The organism is uncultured Microbacterium sp., from assembly GCF_963528945.1.
Classification (GTDB): Bacteria; Actinomycetota; Actinomycetes; order Actinomycetales; family Microbacteriaceae; genus Microbacterium.
In genome coordinates, this window is the sequence record NZ_CAURWX010000001.1 from 747,594 (window position 1) to 768,662 (window position 21,069).

General features: G+C 69.5%; 20 protein-coding genes. 13 read left to right on the forward strand and 7 right to left on the reverse strand.

Going from position 1 to position 21,069, the window contains the following annotated elements:
* Positions 1-47 precede the first annotated feature (47 nt).
* Positions 48-2,144 (reverse strand): S9 family peptidase, encoded by a 2,097-nt coding sequence (locus tag RWS82_RS03380; protein WP_314646907.1) that lies wholly within the window; start codon positions 2,142-2,144, stop codon positions 48-50.
* 154 nt (positions 2,145-2,298) lie between these two features.
* Between RWS82_RS03380 and RWS82_RS03385 the strand changes: the two genes are divergently transcribed.
* The 4 genes from RWS82_RS03385 (at position 2,299) to RWS82_RS03400 (ending at position 6,472) form a co-directional block, all read left to right on the forward strand.
* Entirely contained in the window at positions 2,299-3,648 is a 1,350-nt protein-coding gene (locus tag RWS82_RS03385; protein WP_314646910.1) for an anion permease, read from the forward strand.
* Entirely contained in the window at positions 3,645-3,980 is a 336-nt protein-coding gene (locus tag RWS82_RS03390; protein WP_314646913.1) for a peptidase, read from the forward strand. The genes RWS82_RS03385 and RWS82_RS03390 overlap by 4 nt, the downstream gene beginning before the upstream one ends.
* Before the next feature lie 32 nt (positions 3,981-4,012).
* Complete coding sequence (locus RWS82_RS03395) at positions 4,013-4,921, forward strand: phosphodiesterase (RefSeq protein WP_314646915.1); 909 nt, start codon at positions 4,013-4,015, stop codon at positions 4,919-4,921.
* A 90-nt stretch (positions 4,922-5,011) separates the two neighbouring features.
* On the forward strand, positions 5,012-6,472 hold the full coding sequence (locus RWS82_RS03400; RefSeq protein WP_314646916.1) for an aspartate ammonia-lyase: 1,461 nt from the start codon (positions 5,012-5,014) through the stop codon (positions 6,470-6,472).
* A 53-nt stretch (positions 6,473-6,525) separates the two neighbouring features.
* Here RWS82_RS03400 and RWS82_RS03405 read toward each other — a convergent pair whose 3' ends face one another.
* Positions 6,526-7,395: a fumarylacetoacetate hydrolase family protein gene (locus RWS82_RS03405; protein WP_314646917.1), complete on the reverse strand. Its 870-nt coding sequence runs from the start codon at positions 7,393-7,395 to the stop codon at positions 6,526-6,528.
* An 89-nt stretch (positions 7,396-7,484) separates the two neighbouring features.
* Here RWS82_RS03405 and RWS82_RS03410 point away from each other — a divergent pair, with 89 nt between their 5' ends.
* The 3 genes from RWS82_RS03410 (at position 7,485) to RWS82_RS03420 (ending at position 10,217) form a co-directional block, all read left to right on the forward strand.
* Positions 7,485-8,936 (forward strand): PrsW family intramembrane metalloprotease, encoded by a 1,452-nt coding sequence (locus RWS82_RS03410; RefSeq protein WP_314646919.1) that lies wholly within the window; start codon positions 7,485-7,487, stop codon positions 8,934-8,936.
* 197 nt (positions 8,937-9,133) lie between these two features.
* Positions 9,134-9,502 (forward strand): FKBP-type peptidyl-prolyl cis-trans isomerase, encoded by a 369-nt coding sequence (locus RWS82_RS03415; protein ID WP_314646921.1) that lies wholly within the window; start codon positions 9,134-9,136, stop codon positions 9,500-9,502.
* Between the two features lie 166 nt (positions 9,503-9,668).
* On the forward strand, positions 9,669-10,217 hold the full coding sequence (locus RWS82_RS03420; RefSeq protein WP_314646924.1) for a YceI family protein: 549 nt from the start codon (positions 9,669-9,671) through the stop codon (positions 10,215-10,217).
* Between the two features lie 30 nt (positions 10,218-10,247).
* On the opposite strand, the gene RWS82_RS03425 is transcribed toward RWS82_RS03420, so the two are convergent.
* A complete protein-coding gene (locus tag RWS82_RS03425) occupies positions 10,248-11,540 on the reverse strand; it encodes an MFS transporter (RefSeq protein WP_314646927.1) in 1,293 nt (430 codons plus the stop codon).
* Positions 11,541-11,727: 187 nt separating this feature from the next.
* Between RWS82_RS03425 and rpsO the strand changes: the two genes are divergently transcribed.
* A complete protein-coding gene (gene rpsO / locus RWS82_RS03430) occupies positions 11,728-11,997 on the forward strand; it encodes a 30S ribosomal protein S15 (protein WP_017203073.1) in 270 nt (89 codons plus the stop codon).
* A gap of 132 nt (positions 11,998-12,129) precedes the next feature.
* Here rpsO and RWS82_RS03435 read toward each other — a convergent pair whose 3' ends face one another.
* Positions 12,130-13,134 carry a 2-oxoglutarate and iron-dependent oxygenase domain-containing protein gene (locus tag RWS82_RS03435; protein WP_314646929.1) on the reverse strand — a complete coding sequence of 335 codons (1,005 nt, stop codon included), beginning with the start codon at positions 13,132-13,134 and terminating at the stop codon, positions 12,130-12,132.
* 123 nt (positions 13,135-13,257) lie between these two features.
* Here RWS82_RS03435 and efeU point away from each other — a divergent pair, with 123 nt between their 5' ends.
* Genes efeU through efeB form a run of 3 tightly spaced genes read left to right on the forward strand, consistent with a single transcriptional unit; the run spans position 13,258 to position 16,788 of the window.
* On the forward strand, positions 13,258-14,232 hold the full coding sequence (gene efeU, locus RWS82_RS03440; protein WP_314648174.1) for an iron uptake transporter permease EfeU: 975 nt from the start codon (positions 13,258-13,260) through the stop codon (positions 14,230-14,232).
* Positions 14,229-15,461 carry an iron uptake system protein EfeO gene (gene efeO, locus RWS82_RS03445; protein ID WP_314646932.1) on the forward strand — a complete coding sequence of 411 codons (1,233 nt, stop codon included), beginning with the start codon at positions 14,229-14,231 and terminating at the stop codon, positions 15,459-15,461. Before efeU ends, efeO begins: the two co-directional genes overlap by 4 nt.
* Before the next feature lie 28 nt (positions 15,462-15,489).
* Positions 15,490-16,788 (forward strand): iron uptake transporter deferrochelatase/peroxidase subunit, encoded by a 1,299-nt coding sequence (gene efeB, locus RWS82_RS03450; protein ID WP_314646936.1) that lies wholly within the window; start codon positions 15,490-15,492, stop codon positions 16,786-16,788.
* Positions 16,789-16,809: 21 nt separating this feature from the next.
* Here the strand turns inward: efeB and RWS82_RS03455 are convergent, their stop codons facing one another.
* Positions 16,810-17,673, reverse strand: a complete 864-nt coding sequence (locus tag RWS82_RS03455; protein ID WP_314646940.1) for a serine hydrolase — start codon at positions 17,671-17,673, stop codon at positions 16,810-16,812.
* A gap of 9 nt (positions 17,674-17,682) precedes the next feature.
* Positions 17,683-18,813, reverse strand: a complete 1,131-nt coding sequence (locus RWS82_RS03460; RefSeq protein ID WP_314646943.1) for an acyltransferase family protein — start codon at positions 18,811-18,813, stop codon at positions 17,683-17,685.
* 108 nt (positions 18,814-18,921) lie between these two features.
* Between RWS82_RS03460 and RWS82_RS03465 the strand changes: the two genes are divergently transcribed.
* Positions 18,922-20,148, forward strand: coding sequence for an LLM class flavin-dependent oxidoreductase (locus tag RWS82_RS03465; RefSeq protein ID WP_314646946.1), 1,227 nt, complete (start codon positions 18,922-18,924; stop codon positions 20,146-20,148).
* A gap of 1 nt (position 20,149) precedes the next feature.
* Positions 20,150-20,794 (forward strand): FMN reductase, encoded by a 645-nt coding sequence (locus tag RWS82_RS03470; RefSeq protein WP_314646949.1) that lies wholly within the window; start codon positions 20,150-20,152, stop codon positions 20,792-20,794.
* Positions 20,795-20,879: 85 nt separating this feature from the next.
* On the opposite strand, the gene RWS82_RS03475 is transcribed toward RWS82_RS03470, so the two are convergent.
* The gene (locus tag RWS82_RS03475) at positions 20,880-21,059 is read right to left on the reverse strand and encodes a DUF5302 domain-containing protein (protein ID WP_314646952.1); all 180 of its coding nucleotides are present in this window, start codon (positions 21,057-21,059) and stop codon (positions 20,880-20,882) included.
* Between the last annotated feature and the right edge of the window lie 10 nt (positions 21,060-21,069).

The following is a 21,069-nucleotide window of genomic DNA, read 5'->3' on the forward strand; positions in this document are numbered from 1 at the left end:
CGGCCGACACGCGCCGGCCGGTTCGACCGATCGGCCGGTCCGTCCGGTCAGTCGGCGAGGCCGAGCGTCTCGAGCAGCCAGGCGAGTTCGAAGGCGCGCTCACGCCACGAGTTGTAACGGCCGCTGACGCCGCCGTGACCTGCCACCATCTCGCACTTCAGGAGCACATCCGCTGCGCCGGCCTCTCGCAGACGCGCCACCCACTTCGCCGGTTCGACGTAGTGCACGCGGGAGTCGTTGAGCGAGGTGACGGCGAGGATGCGGGGGTAGCGCGCCCCGTCGCGGACGTTCTCGTAGGGCGAGTACGACTTCATGTAGGCGTAGACCTCGGGGTCGTGCAGCGGGTCGCCCCACTCGTCCCACTCGATCACCGTCAGCGGCAGTGACGGGTCGAGGATCGTCGTGAGCGCGTCGACGAACGGCACCGCTGCGAGGATGCCCGTGAACACCTCGGGCGCGAGGTTCGCGACTGCGCCCATGAGCAGCCCGCCCGCGCTCCCGCCTTCGGCGACCAGGCGATCGGGAGCCGCGATGCCCGCTCCGACGAGGTGCTCGGCGCAGGCGACGAAGTCCGTGAACGTGTTGCGCTTGTGCAGCAGCTTGCCGTCTTCGTACCACTGCCGGCCCATCTCGCCGCCGCCGCGCACGTGGGCGACGGCGAACACGACACCGCGGTCGAGCTCCGACAACCGCGCGACCGAGAAGCCGGGGTCGATCGAGTGCTCGTACGATCCGTACCCGTACAGGTGCACGGGCCGCGGGGCTGCGCCGGGCTCGCCGAACGCGTTCTTCCACACGAGCGATATCGGGATGCGGGTGCCGTCGGGTGCGACGGCCCATTCGCGCCGCTGGCCGTAGTGCGCCGGGTCGTAGCCGCCGAGGACCACGGCGCGCTTCCGCAGGACGAGTTCGCGCGTGCTCAGGTCGAGGTCGTAGACGGTGCCCGGAGTGACGAACGAGGCGTAGCCGAGGCGGAGGAAGGGGGAGTGCCACTCCGGGTTGCCGCTCACGCCGGCCGAATAGAGCGGTTCGTCGAAGGCGATGTCATCGACCGCTCCGGTGGCGTAGTCGAGCAGTCCGACGCGCTCTAAGCCCTCGGCGCGGTATTCGACCGTCGCGAAGTCGCGGAAGGCATCGACGCCGAGGAGTCGCCGACCGGGGGTGTGGGGGAGCACCGTCCGCCGGGCCCCCTGCGGGTCGTCGGCAGACACCGAGACGAGCTCGAAATCGAGAGCTCCGTCGTTGTGGAGGATGAGCAGACGGTCTTCGCCGTCGACCATCGCGTGCTCGAGGGAGTACTCGACGCCCTCGACGCGCGGCCAGACGACCCGCGGTGCGGCCGTCAGGTCGCCCTCGAGGTCGACGAGGTACTCCTCGCTCGTGATGCTCGAACCGACCCCGATCACGAGGTACCGGCGGCTGCGGGTGATCCCGGCGCCGAGCCAGTACTTCTCGTCGGGCTCGTGGAAGAGCTGCACGTCGTCGGACACCGGGGTACCGAGGCGGTGCAACCACAGAGTGTCCGGACGCCAGGCGTCGTCGCGGGTGGTGTAGATCACCGCCGTGCCGTCGGGGGTGAAGAAAGCGCCGCCCGTGTTCGGGATCTCGTCGGGCAGCGTCTCTCCCGTCGAGAGGTCGCGCACGCGCACCGTGTAGAGCTCGTCGCCCTCGAAATCGGTCGACCACAGCAGCATGCGGGCATCGTCGCTCGTGTCGAACGCGCCGAGCGAGAAGAACTCGTGTCCTTCGGCCTCGACGTTGCCGTCGAGCAGCACGACCTCGCCCGGAACCGGAACGCGGGGCTCGAGGACCGGAGGCGTCCAATCGTCGGCGACGGCCGCGGCACGGCAGTGGATGCCGTACTGCGCTCCCTCCTCGGTGCGGCTGTAGTACCACCACTCGCCCCGACGCGTCGGGACCGAGAGATCGGTCTCCTGCACACGCCCCTTGATCTCCTGGAAGAGCGTCTCGCGGAGTGCGTTGAGGTGCGCCAGCTCGGCCTCGGTGTGCGCGTTCTCGGCCTCGAGATGCGCGATGACCTCGGCGGACTCCTTCTCGCGGAGCCACTCGTACGGGTCGTCGAACGTGTCGCCGTGGTGCGTGCGAGGGGTGGGGCGGCGGTCTGCGATGGGGGCGTTGCTCACCGTTCCACGCTATCCCAGTCGAGTTGACCGGCGCGGGGGACGGTGGGATCATTTACCGGGGCCGGTAAACGGAAGTAAAACCCACGGTGAACTCTTCGTTCGTCACGTCGATCCCGTCGACATCTCCCTCTTCCTCAACGACCGAAAGCGAACGGTGGAAACCGCAGCCCTCATCGTCGTGCTGGTGATCCTGCTGGCACTCTTCTTCGACTTCACGAACGGATTCCACGACACGGCGAACGCGATGGCGACGCCGATCGCGACGGGAGCCCTGAAGCCCAAGACCGCCGTCCTCCTCGCCGCCGCGCTGAATCTCGTCGGGGCATTCCTGTCGACCGAGGTGTCGAAGACGGTCTCCCACGGCATCATCCACGAGGAGGGCATCCAAGCCGAAGTCTTCCTGCCGATGATCTTCGCGGGACTCATCGGTGCGATCACCTGGAACATGCTCACCTGGCTCCTCGGGCTGCCCTCGAGCTCGTCGCACGCGCTCTTCGGCGGCCTCATCGGCGCCACGCTCGTCGGCGTCGGCGTGCAGGGCATCGACTTCGGGATGGTGCTGTCGAAGATCATCCTGCCGGCGCTGATCGCACCGCTCACGGCGGGCGTCATCGCCTTCGTCGCGACCAAGGCCGCGTACTCGATCACCCGTCGCTACGACGGCAAGCCCGACGGCCGCGACGGATTCCGGTGGGGGCAGATCTTCACGTCTTCGCTCGTCGCCCTCGCGCACGGCACCAACGACGCCCAGAAGACGATGGGTGTCATCACCCTCGCCCTCATCACGGTGGGGTGGCAGAACGCCGATCAGGCCGACCCGTATCTGTGGGTCATCATCGCCTGCGCGGTGACGATCGCGCTGGGAACCTACCTGGGCGGCTGGCGGATCATCCGCACGCTCGGCAAGGGACTCACCGAGGTGAAGCCCGCGCAGGGCTTCTCGGCCGAGAGCGCCACGTCGGCGACCATCCTCGCGTCGAGCGCCTTCGGCTTCGCCCTCTCGACCACGCAGGTCGCCTCGGGATCGGTCATCGGATCCGGCCTCGGCCGGCGTGGGTCGACGGTTCGCTGGCGGACCGCCGGTCGCATCGCCATCGGCTGGGTGCTCACGCTCCCGGCCGCGGGCGCGGTGGGCGCCCTGGCCGCCCTCATCGCGCTGTGGCTCGGCGGGTGGGGCATCGCGATCGACGCCGTGCTCGCCCTCGCGATCATCCTGGGTCTGTTCCTGCGTTCGCGCCGTGACGCCGTCACGCCGGCGAACGCCATGAGCGATGTCGCCGAGTCCGGACTCGCCGTCGAGGTGGCCGAGGTGCCGCCGCCCACGCGTCGTCAGCAGCGCATCCAGCAGGCCAAGGCCGAGGCGAAGGCGCGCAAGCAGGCCAAGGCGGATGCCCGGGCCGATGCGAAGGCGGACGCGAGGGTCAAGGCCGACGCCAAGGCCCAGGCGAAGGCGGGCGCCGCGGTCGACACCGAGGCCCGCGCACGGAAGGAGCAGGGCGAATGATCGTCTCCATCGACTGGAGCGCGTTCCTCCTGGTCTTCGCCGCGGCGATGATCGGTGCGGTCGCCATCGTCACGTTCTACGCCCTCGGTCTTCGTCTGCTCGTGCGCAGCGGGCACGCCCCGGTCGTGAGCCCGGCGGAGTTCACCGACGCCATCACGGTGATCACCGAGAAGGAGCTCAAGCGGGCCGAGAAGCAGGCGGCGAAGGCGGCGCGCAAGAGCCCGCTCACCGAGGGGCAGCGACGCCTGGCGCTGGTCGGCGCCTACGCATGCTTCGCGCTGTGCGCGGCGGCGGTCGTCGGCGGCATCCTCGTCATCGTCGTCGGGCACTGACCCGCTTCGGACGGGCACCCTAGGCTGGTGCCATGACCGGGCCATACGTCTTCGGTCGGCACCAGCCGGCGTCCCACACGATCATCCACGTCAGCGACCCGCACTTCCTCGCCGGGGGCGCGCTGCTCGGCGGGCGCTACGAAGTCGAGCGCACGTTCGCGCGCACGCTGGAGGCGATCCGGTCGGTCGCCCCAGCCCCCGCGGCGATCGTGATGACCGGCGATCTGGCCGACCTCGGCGAGGAGGATGCGTATCGCCGCCTCCGCGACGCGGTCGAGCCCGTCGCGGCCGAACTCGGCGCACCGATCGTCTGGGTGGCGGGCAACCACGACGAGCGCCCCGCCCTCCGTTCGACGCTGCTCGGGGCGGACGCGACAGAGGAGCCGGTGACGGGTGTCTGGGATCTCGACGGACTCCGGCTGATCGCGCTGGACTCGTCGGTGCCGGGTTGGCACCACGGGGAGATCGACGAGGAGCAGCTCGCCTGGCTCGCCGATCTGCTGCGCACCCCGGCGCCCCACGGCACGCTGCTCGCGATGCACCACCCCCCGCTGCCCAGCCACCTGCCGCTGTTCGACATCCTCGAGCTCCGGCGGCAGGACGACCTGGCCGAGGTGGTGCGCGGCACCGACGTGCGCGGCATCCTCGCAGGGCACCTGCACTACTCGTCGACCGGCCTCTTCGCGGGGATCCCGGTGAGCGTTGCATCGGCGACCTGCTACACGATGAACGTCGCACGGCCCGCCCCCGACGTGAACGGCATGGACGCGGCTCAGGCGTTCAACCTCGTGCACGTGCACCCGGACACGATCACGCACACCGTCGTGCCGGTCACGGATGCTCCGACGGGGGACTACTTCTCCGAGTCCTGGCTCGAGGAGATGGCGGCCCTGTCGCCCCAGGAGCGCCTCGAAGCGTTCTCCCGCAAGCCGACGCGCTGATTCCACACCCCTCGGGGGTGTTCCAGGGCGCGGGCGTAGACTGGACGCATCCCCCACTCCATCATTCGCCACGACCCACAAGGATGTGACATGGCTTCTGCCGAGCCCACCCTCACCCGCACCGAGACCGACTCCCTCGGGAGCATGGAGATCCCCGCCGACGCCTACTGGGGGATCCACACGGCCCGCGCGGACGAGAACTTCCCGATCACCAAGCGACCCATCTCGGTCTACCCCGACCTGGTCCGGGCGCTCGCCATGGTCAAGCAGGCCAGCGCCCGCGCGAACCGGGAGATCGGGGTGCTCGATCCCGAACGCGCCGAGCTCATCGATCGCGCCGCCCAGCGCGTGATCGACGGCGAGTTCCACGATCAGTTCACCGTGGGCGTCATCCAGGGCGGCGCCGGTACGTCGACGAACATGAACGCGAACGAGGTCATCACCAACGTCGCGCTCGAGATGGCGGGCCGGGAGAAGGGCGACTACGCCTTCCTGTCTCCGATCGACCACACGAACCGCAGCCAGTCGACCAACGACGTGTACCCGACCGCCGTGAAGATCGGTCTGTCGCTCACGCTGCAGGCGCTGCTGGAGGAACTCGACCTGCTGCGGCGATCGTTCCTGTCGAAGTCGAGCGAGTTCCACGACGTGCTCAAGGTCGGCCGCACGCAGCTGCAGGACGCGGTTCCGATGACGCTCGGCCAGGAGTTCCACGGGTTCGCCACCACGCTCGGCGAGGACCACAGCCGCCTGACCGAGAACGCGTCGCTCATGTTCGAGATCAACATGGGAGCGACGGCGATCGGCACCGGCATCACCACGCACCCTGACTACGCGCCCGCCGTGCTGCGGCACCTGCGCGAGATCACCGGTCTCGACCTCGAGACGGCGACCGACCTCGTCGAGTCCACGAGCGACACCGGCGCCTTCATGTCGTTCTCGTCGTCGCTGAAGCGCAACGCCATCAAGCTGTCGAAGATCTGCAACGACTTGCGCCTGCTCGCGTCGGGCCCGCAGGCGGGCCTCGGCGAGATCAACCTGCCCGCCCGCCAGGCCGGCTCGAGCATCATGCCCGGCAAGGTCAACCCGGTGATCCCGGAGGTCGTCAACCAGGTCGCGTTCGCCGTCGTCGGCGCCGACATGACGGTCACGATGGCCGTCGAGGGCGGGCAGCTGCAGCTCAACGCCTTCGAGCCGGTCATCGCGCACTCGATCTTCCAGTCGATCACCTGGATGCGTCAGGCCATGTGGACGCTGCGCGTCAACTGCGTCGAGGGCATCACCGCCAACCGCGACCGGCTCGTGACCATGGTGGGTGCCTCGGTCGGCGTCGTCACCGCGCTCACCCCGTTCATCGGGTACGCCGCCTCCGCGGCGCTCGCGAAGACCGCGCTCCTCACGAACCGCAACGTCGCCGACCTCGTCGTCGAGGCCGGGCTGATGTCGCGCGAAGAGGTGACAAAGCAGCTGTCGCCGGCGCGCCTGTCCGGGCTCGAGGCCGTGACGGCGGCCATCCCGATCATCCCGAGCGACGACCTCATCGAGATCTGAGGCATGGAGAAGGGGCGGATGCATCGGCATCCGCCCCTTCGTCGTTCAGGTGCTCAGTCGAGGATGCGGCAGTGCGTGGTGAGCTCGCCGATGCCGTCGATGCCCACCGTGACGGTCGACCGATCCCGGAGGAAGATCTGCGGGTCGCGCGAGTACCCCGCGCCGCCGGGGCTGCCCGTCGAGATGAGCGTGCCGGGCAGCAGGGTGAGCGACTGCGAGAGGTGGGCGATGAGGGTCGCGACCGACCGAACCATCTGCCCCGTCGACGCATCCTGCACGGTATGACCGTCGACGACGGTCCAGATGTGCAGATCCTGCGGATCGGCGATCTCATCGGCGGTCACGACGAACGGGCCGGTGGGCGTGAAACCGTCGAACGACTTGCAGCGCGACCACTGCGCCTCGGCGAACTGGATGTTGCGGGCGGTGATGTCGTTCACGACCGTGTAGCCCCACACGTGGGAGAGGGCATCCGCAGTATCGACGTTCTTGGCCGGGCTGCCGATGAGCACACCGAGCTCGGCCTCGTAGTCGACGGCCTCGCTGAGTGCGCGGGGCCAGGAGGTGGTCTGCTGGTGCCCGGTGAGCGAGTTCGGCCACAGCGTGAAGACGGTGGGGGCGGTGTCGGTCTTGAGGCCGAGCTCGCTCGAGTGCGCCGCGTAGTTGAGGCCGACGGCGAGCACGGCCGGGGGAGCGAGCACTGCGGAGGCGAAGTCGCAGCTGCCCAGGGGATGCCGAGGGGCCGTGGTGTCTTCGAGGGCCGACCGGATCTCGGCGAGTCCGGACTCCCCGCGTTCGATGAGCTGCTGAAGCGACGTCGGGCCGTCGTCGACGAGATCGGAGACGAGGATGGCGTCGTCGCGCTCCACCACGGCCAGAAGCGCAGAAGGGGAGTCGGGACGGCGCAGATGAGCGAACCGCATGTCCTCTACGGTACCCGGTCGACGGGACGGAGCCGCGGACCGGCTCGGGATGCGCCTCGCGGCCCGCGGTGCGCTCTAAGCTCGGGGCTATGAGTTCCGGAGGACCAGTCCCACCGCAGCAGCCCTCGCCGTACACGCCGCCGCCCGCTGCGACCCCTCCGAATACCGCGCAGCCGCAGCCTCCGCAGTACGCCCCGCAGCCGCAGCCTCCGCAGTACGCCCCGCAGCAGCCGCAGTACTCGCCGCCGCCGCCGAACCCGTCGTACATGCCTCCGTCGCCCGCGGCGCAGCCCACGCCGCCGCCCGCCCCGGCTCCGGCGTTCTCACAGCAGCAGTATGCGCACTCGGCGTACACGCCGCGGCAGTTCTCGCAGCAGCCCGCCTATGCGTCCGCGCTCGCGCAGCCCACGCCCTATTCCCCTCCGGCGCCCGCCGCTCCATCTCCGGCCGCCGGGCTTCCGGCGCTGCCGATGCCGACGCGCAAGGGGCGCAGCATCTCGATGTGGTTGTTCGGCGTGCTCGGCTTCCTGCTCCTCGGCCTCATCGGCTACTTCGCCATGGCGCTCGGCCCCGCGGCATCCGTCGTCGGTCTCGTGCTCGCGCTCTTCCCGCTGGCGATTGTGTTCTTCGGCGTGCGCATGATCGATCGCTGGGAGCCCGAGCCGAAGCGTCTCGTGTTCTTCGCGATCGCGTGGGGGGCGATCGCCGCGGTCGGGCTCACGCTGCTCGTCGACCTCGCCCTCACCGTCGTGATCGGCCTGCGACCCGACACGTTCTCGGCCGTGGTGCAGGCGCCCATCGTCGAGGAGCTGTGGAAGGGCCTGGGTGTCTTCCTCATCTTCCTGTTCGCCCGGCGGGCGTTCGACGGCCCGGTCGACGGCGTCGTCTACGGCGCACTCGTGGGCGCGGGCTTCGCGTTCACCGAGAACATCCAGTACTTCGCGGTCAGTCTCATCGAGGGCGGCGGCGCGCAGCTGTCGGTCACATTCGTGATGCGCGGGCTCCTCTCGCCGTTCGCGCACGCGATGTTCACGTCGCTGACCGGGCTCGCGATCGGCCTCGCGGCGCGTCGCCACGCGTCGGTCGGTGCGGGCTTCGGGGCGGGGCTGCTCGGGCTGGTCGGCGCGATCGTGCTTCACGCGCTCTGGAACGGCTCGGCGGTCTTCTCCGACTTCTTCCTGTTGTACTTCACGCTGCAGGTGCCGCTTTTCATCGGGTTCATCATCGGCATCGCGGCGCTGCGGAGGGAGGAGGCGCGTCTCACCCGCGTGCGACTGGGGGAGTATGCCGCGGCCGGGTGGTTCACGCCCGAGGAGATCACGATGCTGGCCACTCCGGCTGGTCGCAAGGTCGGCATGGCGTGGGCGGGGGGCCTGCGCGGCGATCGGCGCCCGCTGATGCGTGAGTTCATCAAAGATGCGACTGCTCTCGCCTCGGTGCGGCAGCGCGCCATCACGGGCCGCGACCCGCTGGCCGTCGACGACGAACGGGCCCTGCTCATCCGCACGCGCGCGACGCGAGCGGCCCTGCTCGCGTATTGAGCTGCGGAGCGGCCCGACCCCGGACAGACTCAGCGCCCGGTGCTGCGGCGATGCCTGCGAGTCTCCCGGGCGCTGAGTTGGTCTGAAACCAGGGTGCACCCGGGTCCGAGAGGTGTCAAGGGCGATCTCCCGCCGTGTTCGCTGTGAGCAGGCGCCGACGCGTTGACCGCTCCGGGCGGCTCCGGTTGGATGGAGTCATGACTGATCGTACGAAGCCCGAGTTCGACGCCCCGACCGGCCCCGCCCCCGCGGAACTGGTCATCCGAGACCTGATCGAAGGCGACGGCGCCGAGGCCAAGCCCGGCGACACCGTCACCGTGCACTACGCCGGTGTCGAGTTCGAGTCCGGCGAGGAGTTCGACTCGTCGTGGGGCCGCGGTGAGACCATCCAGTTCCCGCTGCGTGGCCTGATCCAGGGATGGCAGGACGGCATCCCCGGCATGAAGGTCGGCGGCCGCCGCGAGCTCGCCATCCCCCCGCACCTGGCCTACGGTCCGGCCGGCGGGGGCCACTTCCTCTCCGGAAAGACCCTGATCTTCATCATCGACCTCGTCGCTGTCGGCTGACCCCCGCGTCGCACGGAGACGCCTCGCCCGCACCACGGGCGGGGCGTCTTCGCGTATGCGCGGGTGCCGATCATTGAAATTTCTCATTCATGGGAATAGATCTTCCACGGCGGCCGTTGCCTCCCGTATACCGCGATTGCGGACCGCTTCCCCGAAGGAGAATCACATGACCATCGACATCCCCGGCTACCGTCCCGGCACCTACGTCCTCGACCCGTCGCACAGCGAGGTCACGTTCAGCGTGCGTCACATGATGATCTCCAAGGTGCGCGGCACCTTCGGTGTGAAGAGCGCGACGCTCGTCGCCCCCGAGAACCCCCTGGAGACCAAGGTCGAGGCGAGTGTCGACGTCACCTCCGTCGACACGAACGACGAGGGCCGCGACCAGCACCTCCGCTCCGGCGACTTCTTCGACACCGAGAACTTCCCGACGATGGACTTCGTCTCCACCGGTGCGCGCTCCGAGAACGGCGAGCTGCTCGTCGACGGCGACCTCACCATCCGCGGCATCACGAAGCCCGTCACCTTCGAGGTCGACTTCGGTGGCTTCGGCTCCGACCCGTGGGGCAACTACAAGGCCGGCGCCTCGGCGAAGGCCGTCATCAACCGTGAGGACTTCGGCCTCACCTGGAACGCCGCGCTCGAGACCGGCGGCGTGCTCGTCGGCAAGGACGTGACGATCAACCTCGACCTGCAGGCGGCGCTGCAGGCCTGAGTGCCGCATCCCTCGAGAACCCCGGGCCGCTCACGGCTCGGGGTTCTCCGCGTCGTAGGCGGCGAATCGAGCGTTCCGGCGCACGAGCAGCGCCACGAGGCCGATCACCAGGAGCCCGCCCAGGAGGGGCGGGAACCAGAGCGCGGTCGCGGTCGCCAGGGTGCCGGCGTAGAGCGCGCCCACACGGGGACCGCCCGCGACCACGACGATGAAGACACCCTGCAGGCGTCCGCGCATCGCGTCGGGCACCGCCGCCTGCATCATCGTGTTGCGGTAGATGGCGCTGACGTTGTCGGCGGCGCCCGACAGTGCCAGAGCGACGCACGCGGCGACGATGAGGGCCACGTGCGGCGACGTCTCCGAGGCCGCCGGGAGGAGCAAGCCGGCCACCAGCACCAGGCCGAACAGGAGGATCGAGGCGCCGTAGGCCTCGACAGCGCGTGCGATGCCGCGACCGTGCCAGCGGTAGTGCACGACGCGTCCCGAGAAGAGACTCGATGCGAACGTGCCGACGGCCACGGCGGCGGTCAGGATGCCGGTGGTCACCGCTCCGCCGCCGAGCAGGACCGTGCCCAGGGCGGGGAAGAGCACGAGAGGCTGCCCGAAGGTCATGGCGATGATGTCGACGACGTATTGCGTGCGGATGTTGCCCGCACGCCGGAGGAAACGCCAGCCGTCGACGAGGGACGCCAGGCCGGGCCGCACCGTCTCACCCTCGGGGCGCAGAGCGGGGAGCGACCACAGCCCGAGGAACATCGACAGCATCAGGACGACGTCGATCGTGTAGGTCCAGCCGTAGCCGGTGAGCGCGACCAGGACGCCGGCCAGGGCTGGGCCGGCCATCACGGTGATGCCCATCGAGACACCGTTCAACGCGGAAGCGGCCGCGAGCTTTTCGCGGGGGATGAGCCGGGGCACGATCGCGGTGCGCGTCGCCATGCCCACCGAGTTCGCGGCCGCGTTGATCATGCTCAACGCGTACAACCACCAGATGGTCTCCGAACCCGTCCAGGTGAGGGCGGCCAGCAGCGCCGTCGACGCGAAGGTGATGGTCGCGGCGAGGAGCGCGACGCGGCGCCGATCGAACGCGTCGGCGAGCATGCCCCCGTACAGGCCGGCGAGGATCATGGGGACGAGGCCCGCGACCGCGATCATCGACACGGCGAACGTGCTCGCGGTCAGCTCGAACACGTGGAGCATCACGGTCACGAGCGTGAGCTGGCCGCCGATGCCGGTGAGGGCCGAGCCGATCCACATGCGGGCGAAGGCGGGACTCGCGCGCAGGGGGGAGAGGTCGATCAGATGGCCTCGTGTATCGCTCACTTCCGAGCCCCGTCGAACCGCACCCGTCGAGCGTATCGCTCGGCACGGCGGGAGGGGCCGCCCCTGGTCGCCCGTGGTCGTCGCGACTGGTAGACTCGTCAGGTTGCCGTTTGATCGGCCGCGGATAAAGAGAGCCCTCGCATCAGGCGTCGGGCGCCGCGCAACAAGCTGAAAGGGGATCGAATCTATGGCACTCGAAGCAGACGTCAAGAAGGCGATCATCGAAGAGTACGCGACGCACCCCGGTGACACCGGATCCCCCGAGGTGCAGGCCGCCATGCTGACGCAGCGCATCAAGGACCTCACCGAGCACCTGAAGGAGCACAAGCACGACCACCACTCGCGTCGTGGTCTGTTCCTGCTCGTCGGTCAGCGCCGTCGTCTCCTCGGCTACCTCCAGAGCGTCGACATCGAGCGTTACCGCTCGCTGATCGCTCGCCTGGGTCTCCGTCGATAAGGCAGAGCACGCCAGCGTACAATCGCGCAAAACATTCTTGAGAAGGCCGCCCCAGGTGTGGGGCGGCCTTCGTCATATCCGGGGGTGCGCACGGATGCCGCGACCCCGTGTCGGCCGCGGCATCCGTTGCGGTCAGGCGGGCGCGCCGACGAGATCGGCGTGGTGGATCGCCGCGACGTCCGGGTGGGCCCGCAGACGCGACTTCAGCGCGTTCTCGCCGTAGAGGGCGTGGATGGGGTTGCTCGGGTCCTGCGTCACGCCGGTCGCCTCGGCGGCGAGGTCGGCCGGCAGGTCGATGAGCGGCAGCCGCTTGTCGAGAGCCGGGTTGAAGAAGAACGGGATCGAGATGCGCTCGTGGGGCGCCCGCGGCGAGACGACGCGGTGGTTCGTGGCCTTGAGATAGCCGCCGGTGGCGTACTCCAGCAGTTCGCCGATGTTCACCACGAACGCGCCGGGGACCGGGGGAGCATCGACCCACTCGCCGTCGCGCTCGACCTGCAGACCGCCCTTGCCCGGTTCGACCCAGAGCAGGGTGAGGACCCCGGAGTCCTTGTGTGCACCGACACCCTGCTGCGGCTCGGGTTCATGGGTCCCGGGGTAGCGAACGATCTTGATGAGGGTCGAGGGCTCCCCGAAATGCTCGTCGAAGTACGAGGCCTCTGCCCCCAGCGCCTCCGCCCAGGCCCGCAGCAGACGTCGAGCGACATCGCTGAGGGTCTCGTGCCATTCCGACACCACCTCGCGCAGATCGGGCTGTGCCGCAGGCCACAGGTTGGGGCCGATCAGCCGGTTGAACGCCGGGCCATGCTCGACGGGCTGCCGCTCCGGGCCGATGTCGATCTGCTCTCGCCAGTCGATCTCGCCCTGGGTGCGCTCGCCGCCGATGCGCGTGTACCCGCGGAAGTGCGGGCTGTGCACGTTCTCGATCGCCAGCTTGTCGGCCTCAGGCAAGGCGAAGAAGTCGAGTGCCGCCTTGTGTAGCCGTGCCTCGAGAGCGGGGGAGATGCCCGTGCCGGCGAGGTAGAAGAAGCCCACATCGTGCGTCGCGGCGCGCAGGTCGTCGCGGAACCGGGCGGCCGCGTCCGGGCCCTGGTCGAGCTGCGAGAGGTCGAGGATCGGAAGCGAGAGTTCAGCCATGGCACGAGCGTACGTGCGCCTGCACAGGGGATGCCGTGTGTTGCGGACCATTACTTCGATGCTAGAGTCTTCCGTCGGTAAGGGATGCCTTACCTCACCCCGAACGTCAGAAGGTCTCCACCCGTGCTCGCCACCTTCCTCATCGGTCTCCGCGAGGGCCTCGAAGCCGCGCTCGTCGTCGGCATCCTCGTCGCCTACCTGGGGCGCCTCGGCCGTCGCGACGTCCTGCCGCGTCTCTGGGCAGGCGTCGGTCTCGCCGTCGCTCTCGCGCTCGCCATCGGAGCCGTGCTGACGTTCGGTGCCTACGAACTCACCTTCGTCGCCCAGGAGATGATCGGCGGCCTCCTCTCGCTCCTGGCGGTGGGGATGGTCACGTGGATGATCTTCTGGATGCAGCGCGCCGGCCGCACCATGAAGGCCACCCTCGAGGGCGGCATCGACCGCGCCCTCACCCACGGCGGGCTCTGGGCGCTCGTCGCCATCGGGTTCGTCTCCGTGGCCAGGGAGGGCATCGAGACGACGCTCCTTCTGTGGTCGATGGTGCAGTCCTTCGGCGACGCGCCGGCGGCCCTGCTCGGCGCGCTCCTCGGGCTGGCCGCGGCCGTCGTCGCAGGCACCCTCATCGCCCGCGGAGCGGTGCGGCTCGACCTGCGTCGATTCTTCGCGTGGACGGGAGGGTTCCTCGTCGTCGTGGCGGCCGGCGTCCTCGCCTACGCCGTCATGGACCTGCAGGAGGCCGGTGCGCTCCCGGGCCCGTTCACCGCGGCCGCTCCCGTCGATCCGACCTCCGGTGCGGTGACGGTGGGCGCCGCGGCGTTCCCCTTCGGCTGGGCCTTCGACCTGACTGGGATGATTCCGCCCGACAGTGCCGTCGCCGCCATCCTCCAGGCGACCATCGGCTTCATGCCGCGCATGACCTGGCTGCAGGTGGTCGCGTGGAGCCTGTACCTCGTGGTCGTCGGCATCCTCTTCGCCCGCGGCCTCCGGGCCGCCCGCGCTTCGAAGCCCCGCTCGTCCTCCTCGCCCGTCGCCACTCCGCGCCCGGCAGCGGGACACGACGAGCACACCACCCTGTCCAGCGAACAAGGAGCACTATGACCACCTCTCAGCGAGCCCTCGCCGCGATCGCCGCGACCGGCGCCGCGGCCCTCGTCCTCAGCGGCTGCGTCGCGAAGAGCGACGCCGCATCCGGAGCGGCGTTCGAGGTCACGTCGACGGACTCCTCGTGCGAGGTGTCCGGCACGACCGCGAAGAGCGGGACGCTCACGTTCGAGGTGACCAACAGCAGCAGTCAGGTGTCGGAGTTCTACCTGCTCGCAGACGACGGCCTGCGGATCGTCGGCGAGGTCGAGAACATCGCGCCCTCGGCATCGCGCACCCTCACCGTGGTCGCACAGCCGGGCGACTACTTCACCCTCTGCAAGCCGGGCATGATCGGTGACGGAGTGGGCAAGGCGGGGTTCACGGTGAGCGGCGACCGGGTGAGTGTCGATGGTCCGGATGCGGAGCAGAAGCAGCAGGCCGTCGATCTGTACGCCGCGTTCGTGAAGGATCAGGTGGGCCAGCTCGTCCCGGCCGTCGAGGACTTCGTCGCGGCCTACGAGTCGGGCGACGACGAGACCGCTCGTACGCTCTTCCCGACCACGCGCGCCTTCTACGAGCGCATCGAACCCGTCGCCGAGGCATTGGGTGATCTCGACCCGCGCATCGACTACCGCGAGGTGGACGCCGTGGCCGAGGGGCTGGACTGGACCGGGTTCCACCGCATCGAGAAGGACCTCTGGGTGCCGGCGCAGGATGCACTGAACGCCGACGGTGAGACACCGGCGTGGCAGGATTGGGAGCCATCGACGCCCGAGCAGCGCGCCGACTTCGGCGACCTGCTGCTGGCAGACGTGCAGGAGCTGTACGACTACGTGCACTCGGACGCTTTCACCGACTCGCTCGACGACCAGGGCATCGGCGGCATCTCGAACGGAGCGATCGCTCTGCTCGACGAGGTCGCGACCGGCAAGATCTCGGGCGAGGAGGACTGGTGGTCGGGGACCGACCTCTCGGACTTCGCCGCCAATGTCGAGGGGTCGAAGATGGCCTTCTCGCTCGTGCAGGACTTCGCGGCCGCCCAGGGCGACGAGGGCGACGCGCTCGTCTCCGAGATCGAAGAGGGTTACGCGGCTCTCGAAGCCTCGCTGGCCGAGCACGGCTCGCTCACCGAGGGATTCGTGCCCTACGCGGAGCTCACCGACGCCGACAAGCGCGAGTTCACCGATCTGATCAACGCCCTCGCCGAACCGCTGTCGCAGCTCACCGGCACCGTGCTCGAGTGACCGGCCGGTGAGCGACGAGGGTACGGGCATGGAGCACGCGGGATCGGATGCCGACGGCGACGGGCGCCGCACGGCATCCGCCCCGGCGGGGTTGAGCAGGCGCGGTCTGTTCGGCCTCGCCATCGGCGGAGGCGTCGCGGGACTCGCGATCGGCGCGGGCGCCGGCGTGGCGGGCGGCGCGGCCCTGGGCCGGGCACAGGCCGCGGAAGATGCACAGCACGCGTACGACTTCTTCGGAGCGCATCAGGCGGGAATCACGACGCCCGTGCAGGAGCACCTGCACTTCGCGGCCTTCGACATGATGCCCCGCACCGATCGAGACGACCTCGTCGCACTGCTGCAGGACTGGAGTTACGCGGCCGCGCGCATGACGCAGGGACTCGAGGTCAGCGCGACCGGTGCCGTCGGCGGCTCGGCGGACGAACCGCCGGACGACACCGGCGAGGCGCAAGGACTGCCGGCGTCGGGGCTCACGGTCACCTTCGGATTCGGTCCGGGGCTGTTCGAGAACGAGGACGGCGACCGCTACGGCATCGCCGATCGTCGCCCCGCGGTGCTGGAACGGCTGCCGCCGTTCCTCGGCGAGGACCTCGACCCGCAGCGGTCCCACGGAGACCTCTGCATCCAGGTGTGCGCCGATGATCCTCAGGTCGCCGTGCACGCCGTGCGCAACCTCAGTCGCATCGCGTTCGGGCGTGCGCGGCTGCGGTGGTCGCAGCTCGGGTTCGGCAAGACGTCGCGCACGACCTCGGCCCAGGCCACACCGCGCAATCTGTTCGGGTTCAAGGACGGGACGGCGAACATCCTCGCCGACGACACCGCTGCGCTCGACGCGCACGTGTGGGTGGGCCCCGAGGATGAGCCGGCGTGGATGGCGGACGGTTCGTACCTCGTCGCCCGCAAGATCGCCATGCTCATCGAGACGTGGGATCGCGTGCGCCTGTCCGAGCAGGATGGAATCATCGGGCGCGACAAGGGGAAGGGTGCCCCCCTCTCCGGCGGCGACGAGTTCGCGCGCCCCGACCTCGACGGCGACGCGATCGCCGTGAACGCGCACGTGCGTCTGGCGCATCCGGATTCGAACGGAGGCACCAGGATCCTGCGTCGCGGGTTCAACTACGTCGACGGTAACAACGATCTCGGTCGCCTCGACGCCGGCCTGTTCTTCCTGTCGTACCAGCGGTCTCCCGCGCAGTTCATCGAGCTGCAGAAGCGGCTGTCGACCGACGCGCTGAACGAGTACATCCGTCACGTCGGCTCCGGGATCTGGGCGATCCCCCGCGGCGCCACCCCCGGCTCGTACGTCGGGGCCGAACTCTTCGCCTGACCGGCGGGAACGAGGGGGAGCTCAGGCCGCGACCATGTCGACCACGGCGGCGGCCACGGCATCCGCACCGAAATGGTCGTGCGCGGTGATCGTCACGACGACGTCGTCGACGAACAGCAGCAGCTGACCGTGCGCTCCGTGCAGCCGCCAGGACGGCCCGGGCCCCGCCCACCCGCCGAGGCCGTAGCGGTCGTAGGCGGGGGAGGTGCCCGCCGGTACCCAGTCGCCGTGCATCGCATCGATCCAACCCGGGGAGACGATCCGGCGACCCTCCCACGCACCGCGGTCCCGGATGAGACGTCCGATCGCCGCCATCTCGGTGGTGCGCAGCATCAGCCCGCCTCCCGCCAGAATCCGCCCGTTCGGGCATCGCTCCCACTGCACGTCGTGGATGCCGAGGGGCTCGAAGAACCGTGGGCGCAGATACGACACCACATCGCCGGTGCGCTCCGCCAGTGCCGTCATCGCGGTGTACGTGCTGGCGTTCGAGTACTGGAACCGGCGGCCGGTCGTGGGGCGGCGCAGGAACTCGGCGGCGAGGTCGGGCCAATCCGTCATCATCGTCTCGGACCAGGCGAGGTCGATGCCGCTCGACATGCTGAGCAGGTGACGCAGGGTGACGGCATCGGTCCCCGAGCCCGTCTGCCACGACGGGAGCAGCTCCGCGATCGGTGCGTCGACATCGACGAGACCCTCATCGGCGGCGATCCCCGCCGCGATCACGCATACGCCCTTCGCGACCGACTGCACGTCGATGCGGTCGTCGGGCGACCACCGGTGCTGAGCCTCGTCTGCACCCGCCAGCACGTGCAGCCCGAGGGCGCCGAACCCGACGGTCTCGATGTGGGCGACGATGCGGTCGCGGAAGGCCTCGGCTCGGGTCACCGCTCCACGCTATCGCGGTCGCCGCGACCCGGTCGGATCGTTCCTGCCTCGGCCGGAGGCCAACTCGGGGTCGCGGAACAGCCAGCGAGGACGCGGTTCGACGAGGGGCCGGAACACGCGGCGCACCGGCGCCGTCGCGAGGGCGAGGGCGAGGACCACCGAGAGGCCCGTGACGAGAGGGAGCCAGAGCCAGGTGGGTTCGAGCCCCCGCAGGGCGCCGGACTCGCGGAACGGGTACAGCACGAACGAGTGCAGCAGGTACACGTACATCGTGTACTGCCCGAACACGGTCCACCGATACGACCCCCGCGGCACGAGCGCGAAGAACGCGGCGCACAGCAGCACCGCCAGCAGCATCAGCGCGATGCGGATGCCCCCGGCCCACCACTGCTCGCCGGCGAGGTCGGCGTAGGAGTCCTCGTAGAACAGCCAGTGGCGCAGGTCGACCTGCTCCCACAGCGGCAGCCAGTGCCACGCGGCCCATCCCGCCGCGGCCAGCACGGCGACGGCCGCGACACGCGACCACCACGGGCGCGCGTCGATGAGGCGCAGTCGCGCGACGATGTCGCGGTCGCGCAGCCACCATCCCAGCGCGAAGAACGGCAGGAGGCCGAGGGTCCGTGAGAGGGAGAACGTGCTGTCGATGTTCGGGAGGTAGCCGGATCCGATCGAGATCACGACCGTCCACAGCAGGGGCCACCGCAGCAGGGCGAGGTAGGGGAGCACGAGACGGAAGATGCCGAGCGCCAGGAGGAACCACAGGGTCCACGACGGTTGCGAGGGGTTGGGGTTGACCTGACCTTCGACGAGCCACTTCGTCACGGTCCACAGCGTCTCGAAGATCACGTAGGGCAGGACGATGTCGGTCAGGATGCGGGCCATCTGAGTCTTCGTGGGCGAACCCGACTTCGAGAAGTACCCCGAGATGATCGCGAAGGCCGGCATGTGGAAGGCGTACAGCGCGAGATAGAACGCGAACGCGATGTCGGAGTCGTAGATGAGGCGTTGGATCGCATGGCCGAGCACCACCAGCACGATGCACGCGTAGCGGGCGTTGTCCCAGAACGGCACGCGTCGCCGCGGGCGCGACGCGGATTCCGTCGCGGGGCCTGAGGGGTCGGCGGTCCCGGTGGTGCTCATCCGCTCAGGCTACCGGGGGGAATAAAGTGGAGGCGATCGCGTTGACTCATATACATTCAAGTGAATAGAACCGGATCCCAGGTCCGAATCGAGAGAGTTGGAGCAATCATGAGCCAGCAGTCAGGGGCACCCGCGATGCAGTTCGGCATCATGTCGGTGAGCGACATCACGCGCGACCCCACGACGGGCGAGACCCCGAGCGAGCAGGAGCGCATCAAGGCGACCCTCGCCATCGCGAAGCACGCGGAGGAGGTCGGCCTCGACGTCTTCGCCGTCGGCGAGCACCACAACCCGCCGTTCTGGTCGTCCAGCCCGACCACGTTCCTCGCCGCGCTCGCCGCGCAGACCGAGCGCCTCATCGTCTCGACCTCGACCACGCTCATCACCACCAACGACCCGGTGCGCATCGCCGAGGAGTACGCGATGCTCCAGCACGTGTCCGACGGGCGCATGGACCTCATGCTCGGCCGCGGCAACACCGGCCCGGTCTACCCGTGGTTCGGTCAGGACATCCGCCAGGGATTGCCCCTCGCCATCGAGAACTACGCGCTGCTGCACAAGCTGTGGCGCGAGGACGTCGTCGACTGGGAAGGCAAGTTCCGCACGCCTCTGCAGGGCTTCACGTCCACCCCGCGTCCCCTCGACGGCGTCGCGCCGTTCGTCTGGCACGGCTCCATCCGTACGCCCGAGATCGCAGAGCAGGCCGCGTACTACGGCGACGGCTTCTTCGCGAACAACATCTTCTGGCCGAAGGAGCACTACCAGCGCCTCATCGAGCTCTACCGCCAGCGCTACGCGCACTACGGACACGGCACGCCCGAGCAGGCGATCGTCGGGCTCGGCGGACAGGTCTTCATGGCGGCGAAGTCGCAGGATGCGGTGAACCAGTTCCGCCCGTACTTCGACAACGCCCCCGTCTACGGTCACGGTCCGAGCATGGAGGACTTCACCGAGATGACGCCGCTCACCGTCGGCTCGCCCCAGCAGGTGATCGACCGCTACGCGGGCATGCGCGAGCACTTCGGCGACTACCAGCGCCAGCTGTTCCTCATCGACCACGCCGGCCTGCCCCTCAAGACGGTTCTCGAGCAGCTCGACATCCTCGGCTCGGAGGTCGTGCCCGTGCTGCGCGCCGAGCTCGCCAAGGACCGCCCGGCGTCGGTGCCGGATGCTCCCACCCACAGCGCTCGCGTGAAGGCCGTGTTCGGCGACGGGCCGACCCGCCAGGCGCGTCCCGGGGCGAACCGCGGAGACAACCTCACCGGCGACAGCCCCTACCAGGACACGCCCGCCGCGGCCGGAGCCGCTTTCGGCCTCAGCCGGAAGGGAGCCTGAGATGACCGCGCGTCGCATCGCCGTCCTGTCGGCGGGGCTGTCGAATCCGTCGTCGACCCGCATGCTGGCCGACCGCCTCGCCGCCGAGACGGTGAAGGCGCTCCGTGAGCGCGACATCGAGGCCACGGTCGACGTGATCGAGTTGCGCGACCATGCGCACGACATCACGAACAACCTGCTCACGGGGTTCGCGCCGCCGGCCCTCGAAGCCGCCGTCAACACGGTCGTCTCGGCCGACGCTCTGATCGCGGTCACCCCGATCTTCTCGACGAGCTACTCCGGCCTGTTCAAGTCGTTCATCGATGTGCTCGACCCGGACGCCCTCACCGGCAAGCCCGTGCTGATCGGTGCCAACGCCGGGACGGCCCGGCACTCGCTTGCGATCGACTACGCGATCCGTCCGCTCTTCGCGTACCTGCACGCCGACGCCGTCTCGACCGGTGTCTTCGCCGCGTCGAGCGACTGGGGCGGCGCAGGCGATCAGGTCGCCCCGCTGGCGAAGCGGGTCGAGAAGGGCGCGAGGGAACTCGCGGATGCCGTCGCGCGACGGGACGCCGCCGTGTCCACCGATCCCTTCGACCCCGCGACGTATCTCGGCGAGGGGCGCTCGTTCGGACACCTGCTCGGCGGTCTCGCCGGGGAGTGAGGCCGCAGCCGGGATGACCCCGGCGGACGCCGATCGCGGAGAACAGGATGCGGGGGCCGGCAACGACCGGCCCCCGCATCGGCGGTCACCCGCTCTTGCGTCGGAACTCGCGCCGCGTCTGCGGAGCCGCGCCGCCGTGGACGGCGGAATCGCCGTCGAGGTGGGCCTGGCCCTCCCGGTGGTGCGCGTTCTTCTTCTCGAGCGCTTCCTTGAACTTGCGCTTCATCTCCTCCGCGGGGGAGGAGGCGCCTTCTTCGGTGCTCATGTCCGCCAGC

Coding starts and splice junctions, on each gene's coding strand:
- RWS82_RS03400 (WP_314646916.1), top strand. CDS start 5,012: ATGGCTTCTGCCGAGCCCACCCTCACCCGCACCGAGACCGACTCCCTC.
- RWS82_RS03415 (WP_314646921.1), top strand. CDS start 9,134: ATGACTGATCGTACGAAGCCCGAGTTCGACGCCCCGACCGGCCCCGCC.
- RWS82_RS03460 (WP_314646943.1), bottom strand. CDS start 18,813: ATGAGCACCACCGGGACCGCCGACCCCTCAGGCCCCGCGACGGAATCC.
- efeO (WP_314646932.1), top strand. CDS start 14,229: ATGACCACCTCTCAGCGAGCCCTCGCCGCGATCGCCGCGACCGGCGCC.
- RWS82_RS03395 (WP_314646915.1), top strand. CDS start 4,013: ATGACCGGGCCATACGTCTTCGGTCGGCACCAGCCGGCGTCCCACACG.
- RWS82_RS03465 (WP_314646946.1), top strand. CDS start 18,922: ATGAGCCAGCAGTCAGGGGCACCCGCGATGCAGTTCGGCATCATGTCG.
- RWS82_RS03405 (WP_314646917.1), bottom strand. CDS start 7,395: ATGCGGTTCGCTCATCTGCGCCGTCCCGACTCCCCTTCTGCGCTTCTG.
- RWS82_RS03420 (WP_314646924.1), top strand. CDS start 9,669: ATGACCATCGACATCCCCGGCTACCGTCCCGGCACCTACGTCCTCGAC.
- efeB (WP_314646936.1), top strand. CDS start 15,490: ATGGAGCACGCGGGATCGGATGCCGACGGCGACGGGCGCCGCACGGCA.
- RWS82_RS03390 (WP_314646913.1), top strand. CDS start 3,645: ATGATCGTCTCCATCGACTGGAGCGCGTTCCTCCTGGTCTTCGCCGCG.
- RWS82_RS03470 (WP_314646949.1), top strand. CDS start 20,150: ATGACCGCGCGTCGCATCGCCGTCCTGTCGGCGGGGCTGTCGAATCCG.
- RWS82_RS03410 (WP_314646919.1), top strand. CDS start 7,485: ATGAGTTCCGGAGGACCAGTCCCACCGCAGCAGCCCTCGCCGTACACG.
- RWS82_RS03475 (WP_314646952.1), bottom strand. CDS start 21,059: ATGAGCACCGAAGAAGGCGCCTCCTCCCCCGCGGAGGAGATGAAGCGC.
- rpsO (WP_017203073.1), top strand. CDS start 11,728: ATGGCACTCGAAGCAGACGTCAAGAAGGCGATCATCGAAGAGTACGCG.
- RWS82_RS03435 (WP_314646929.1), bottom strand. CDS start 13,134: ATGGCTGAACTCTCGCTTCCGATCCTCGACCTCTCGCAGCTCGACCAG.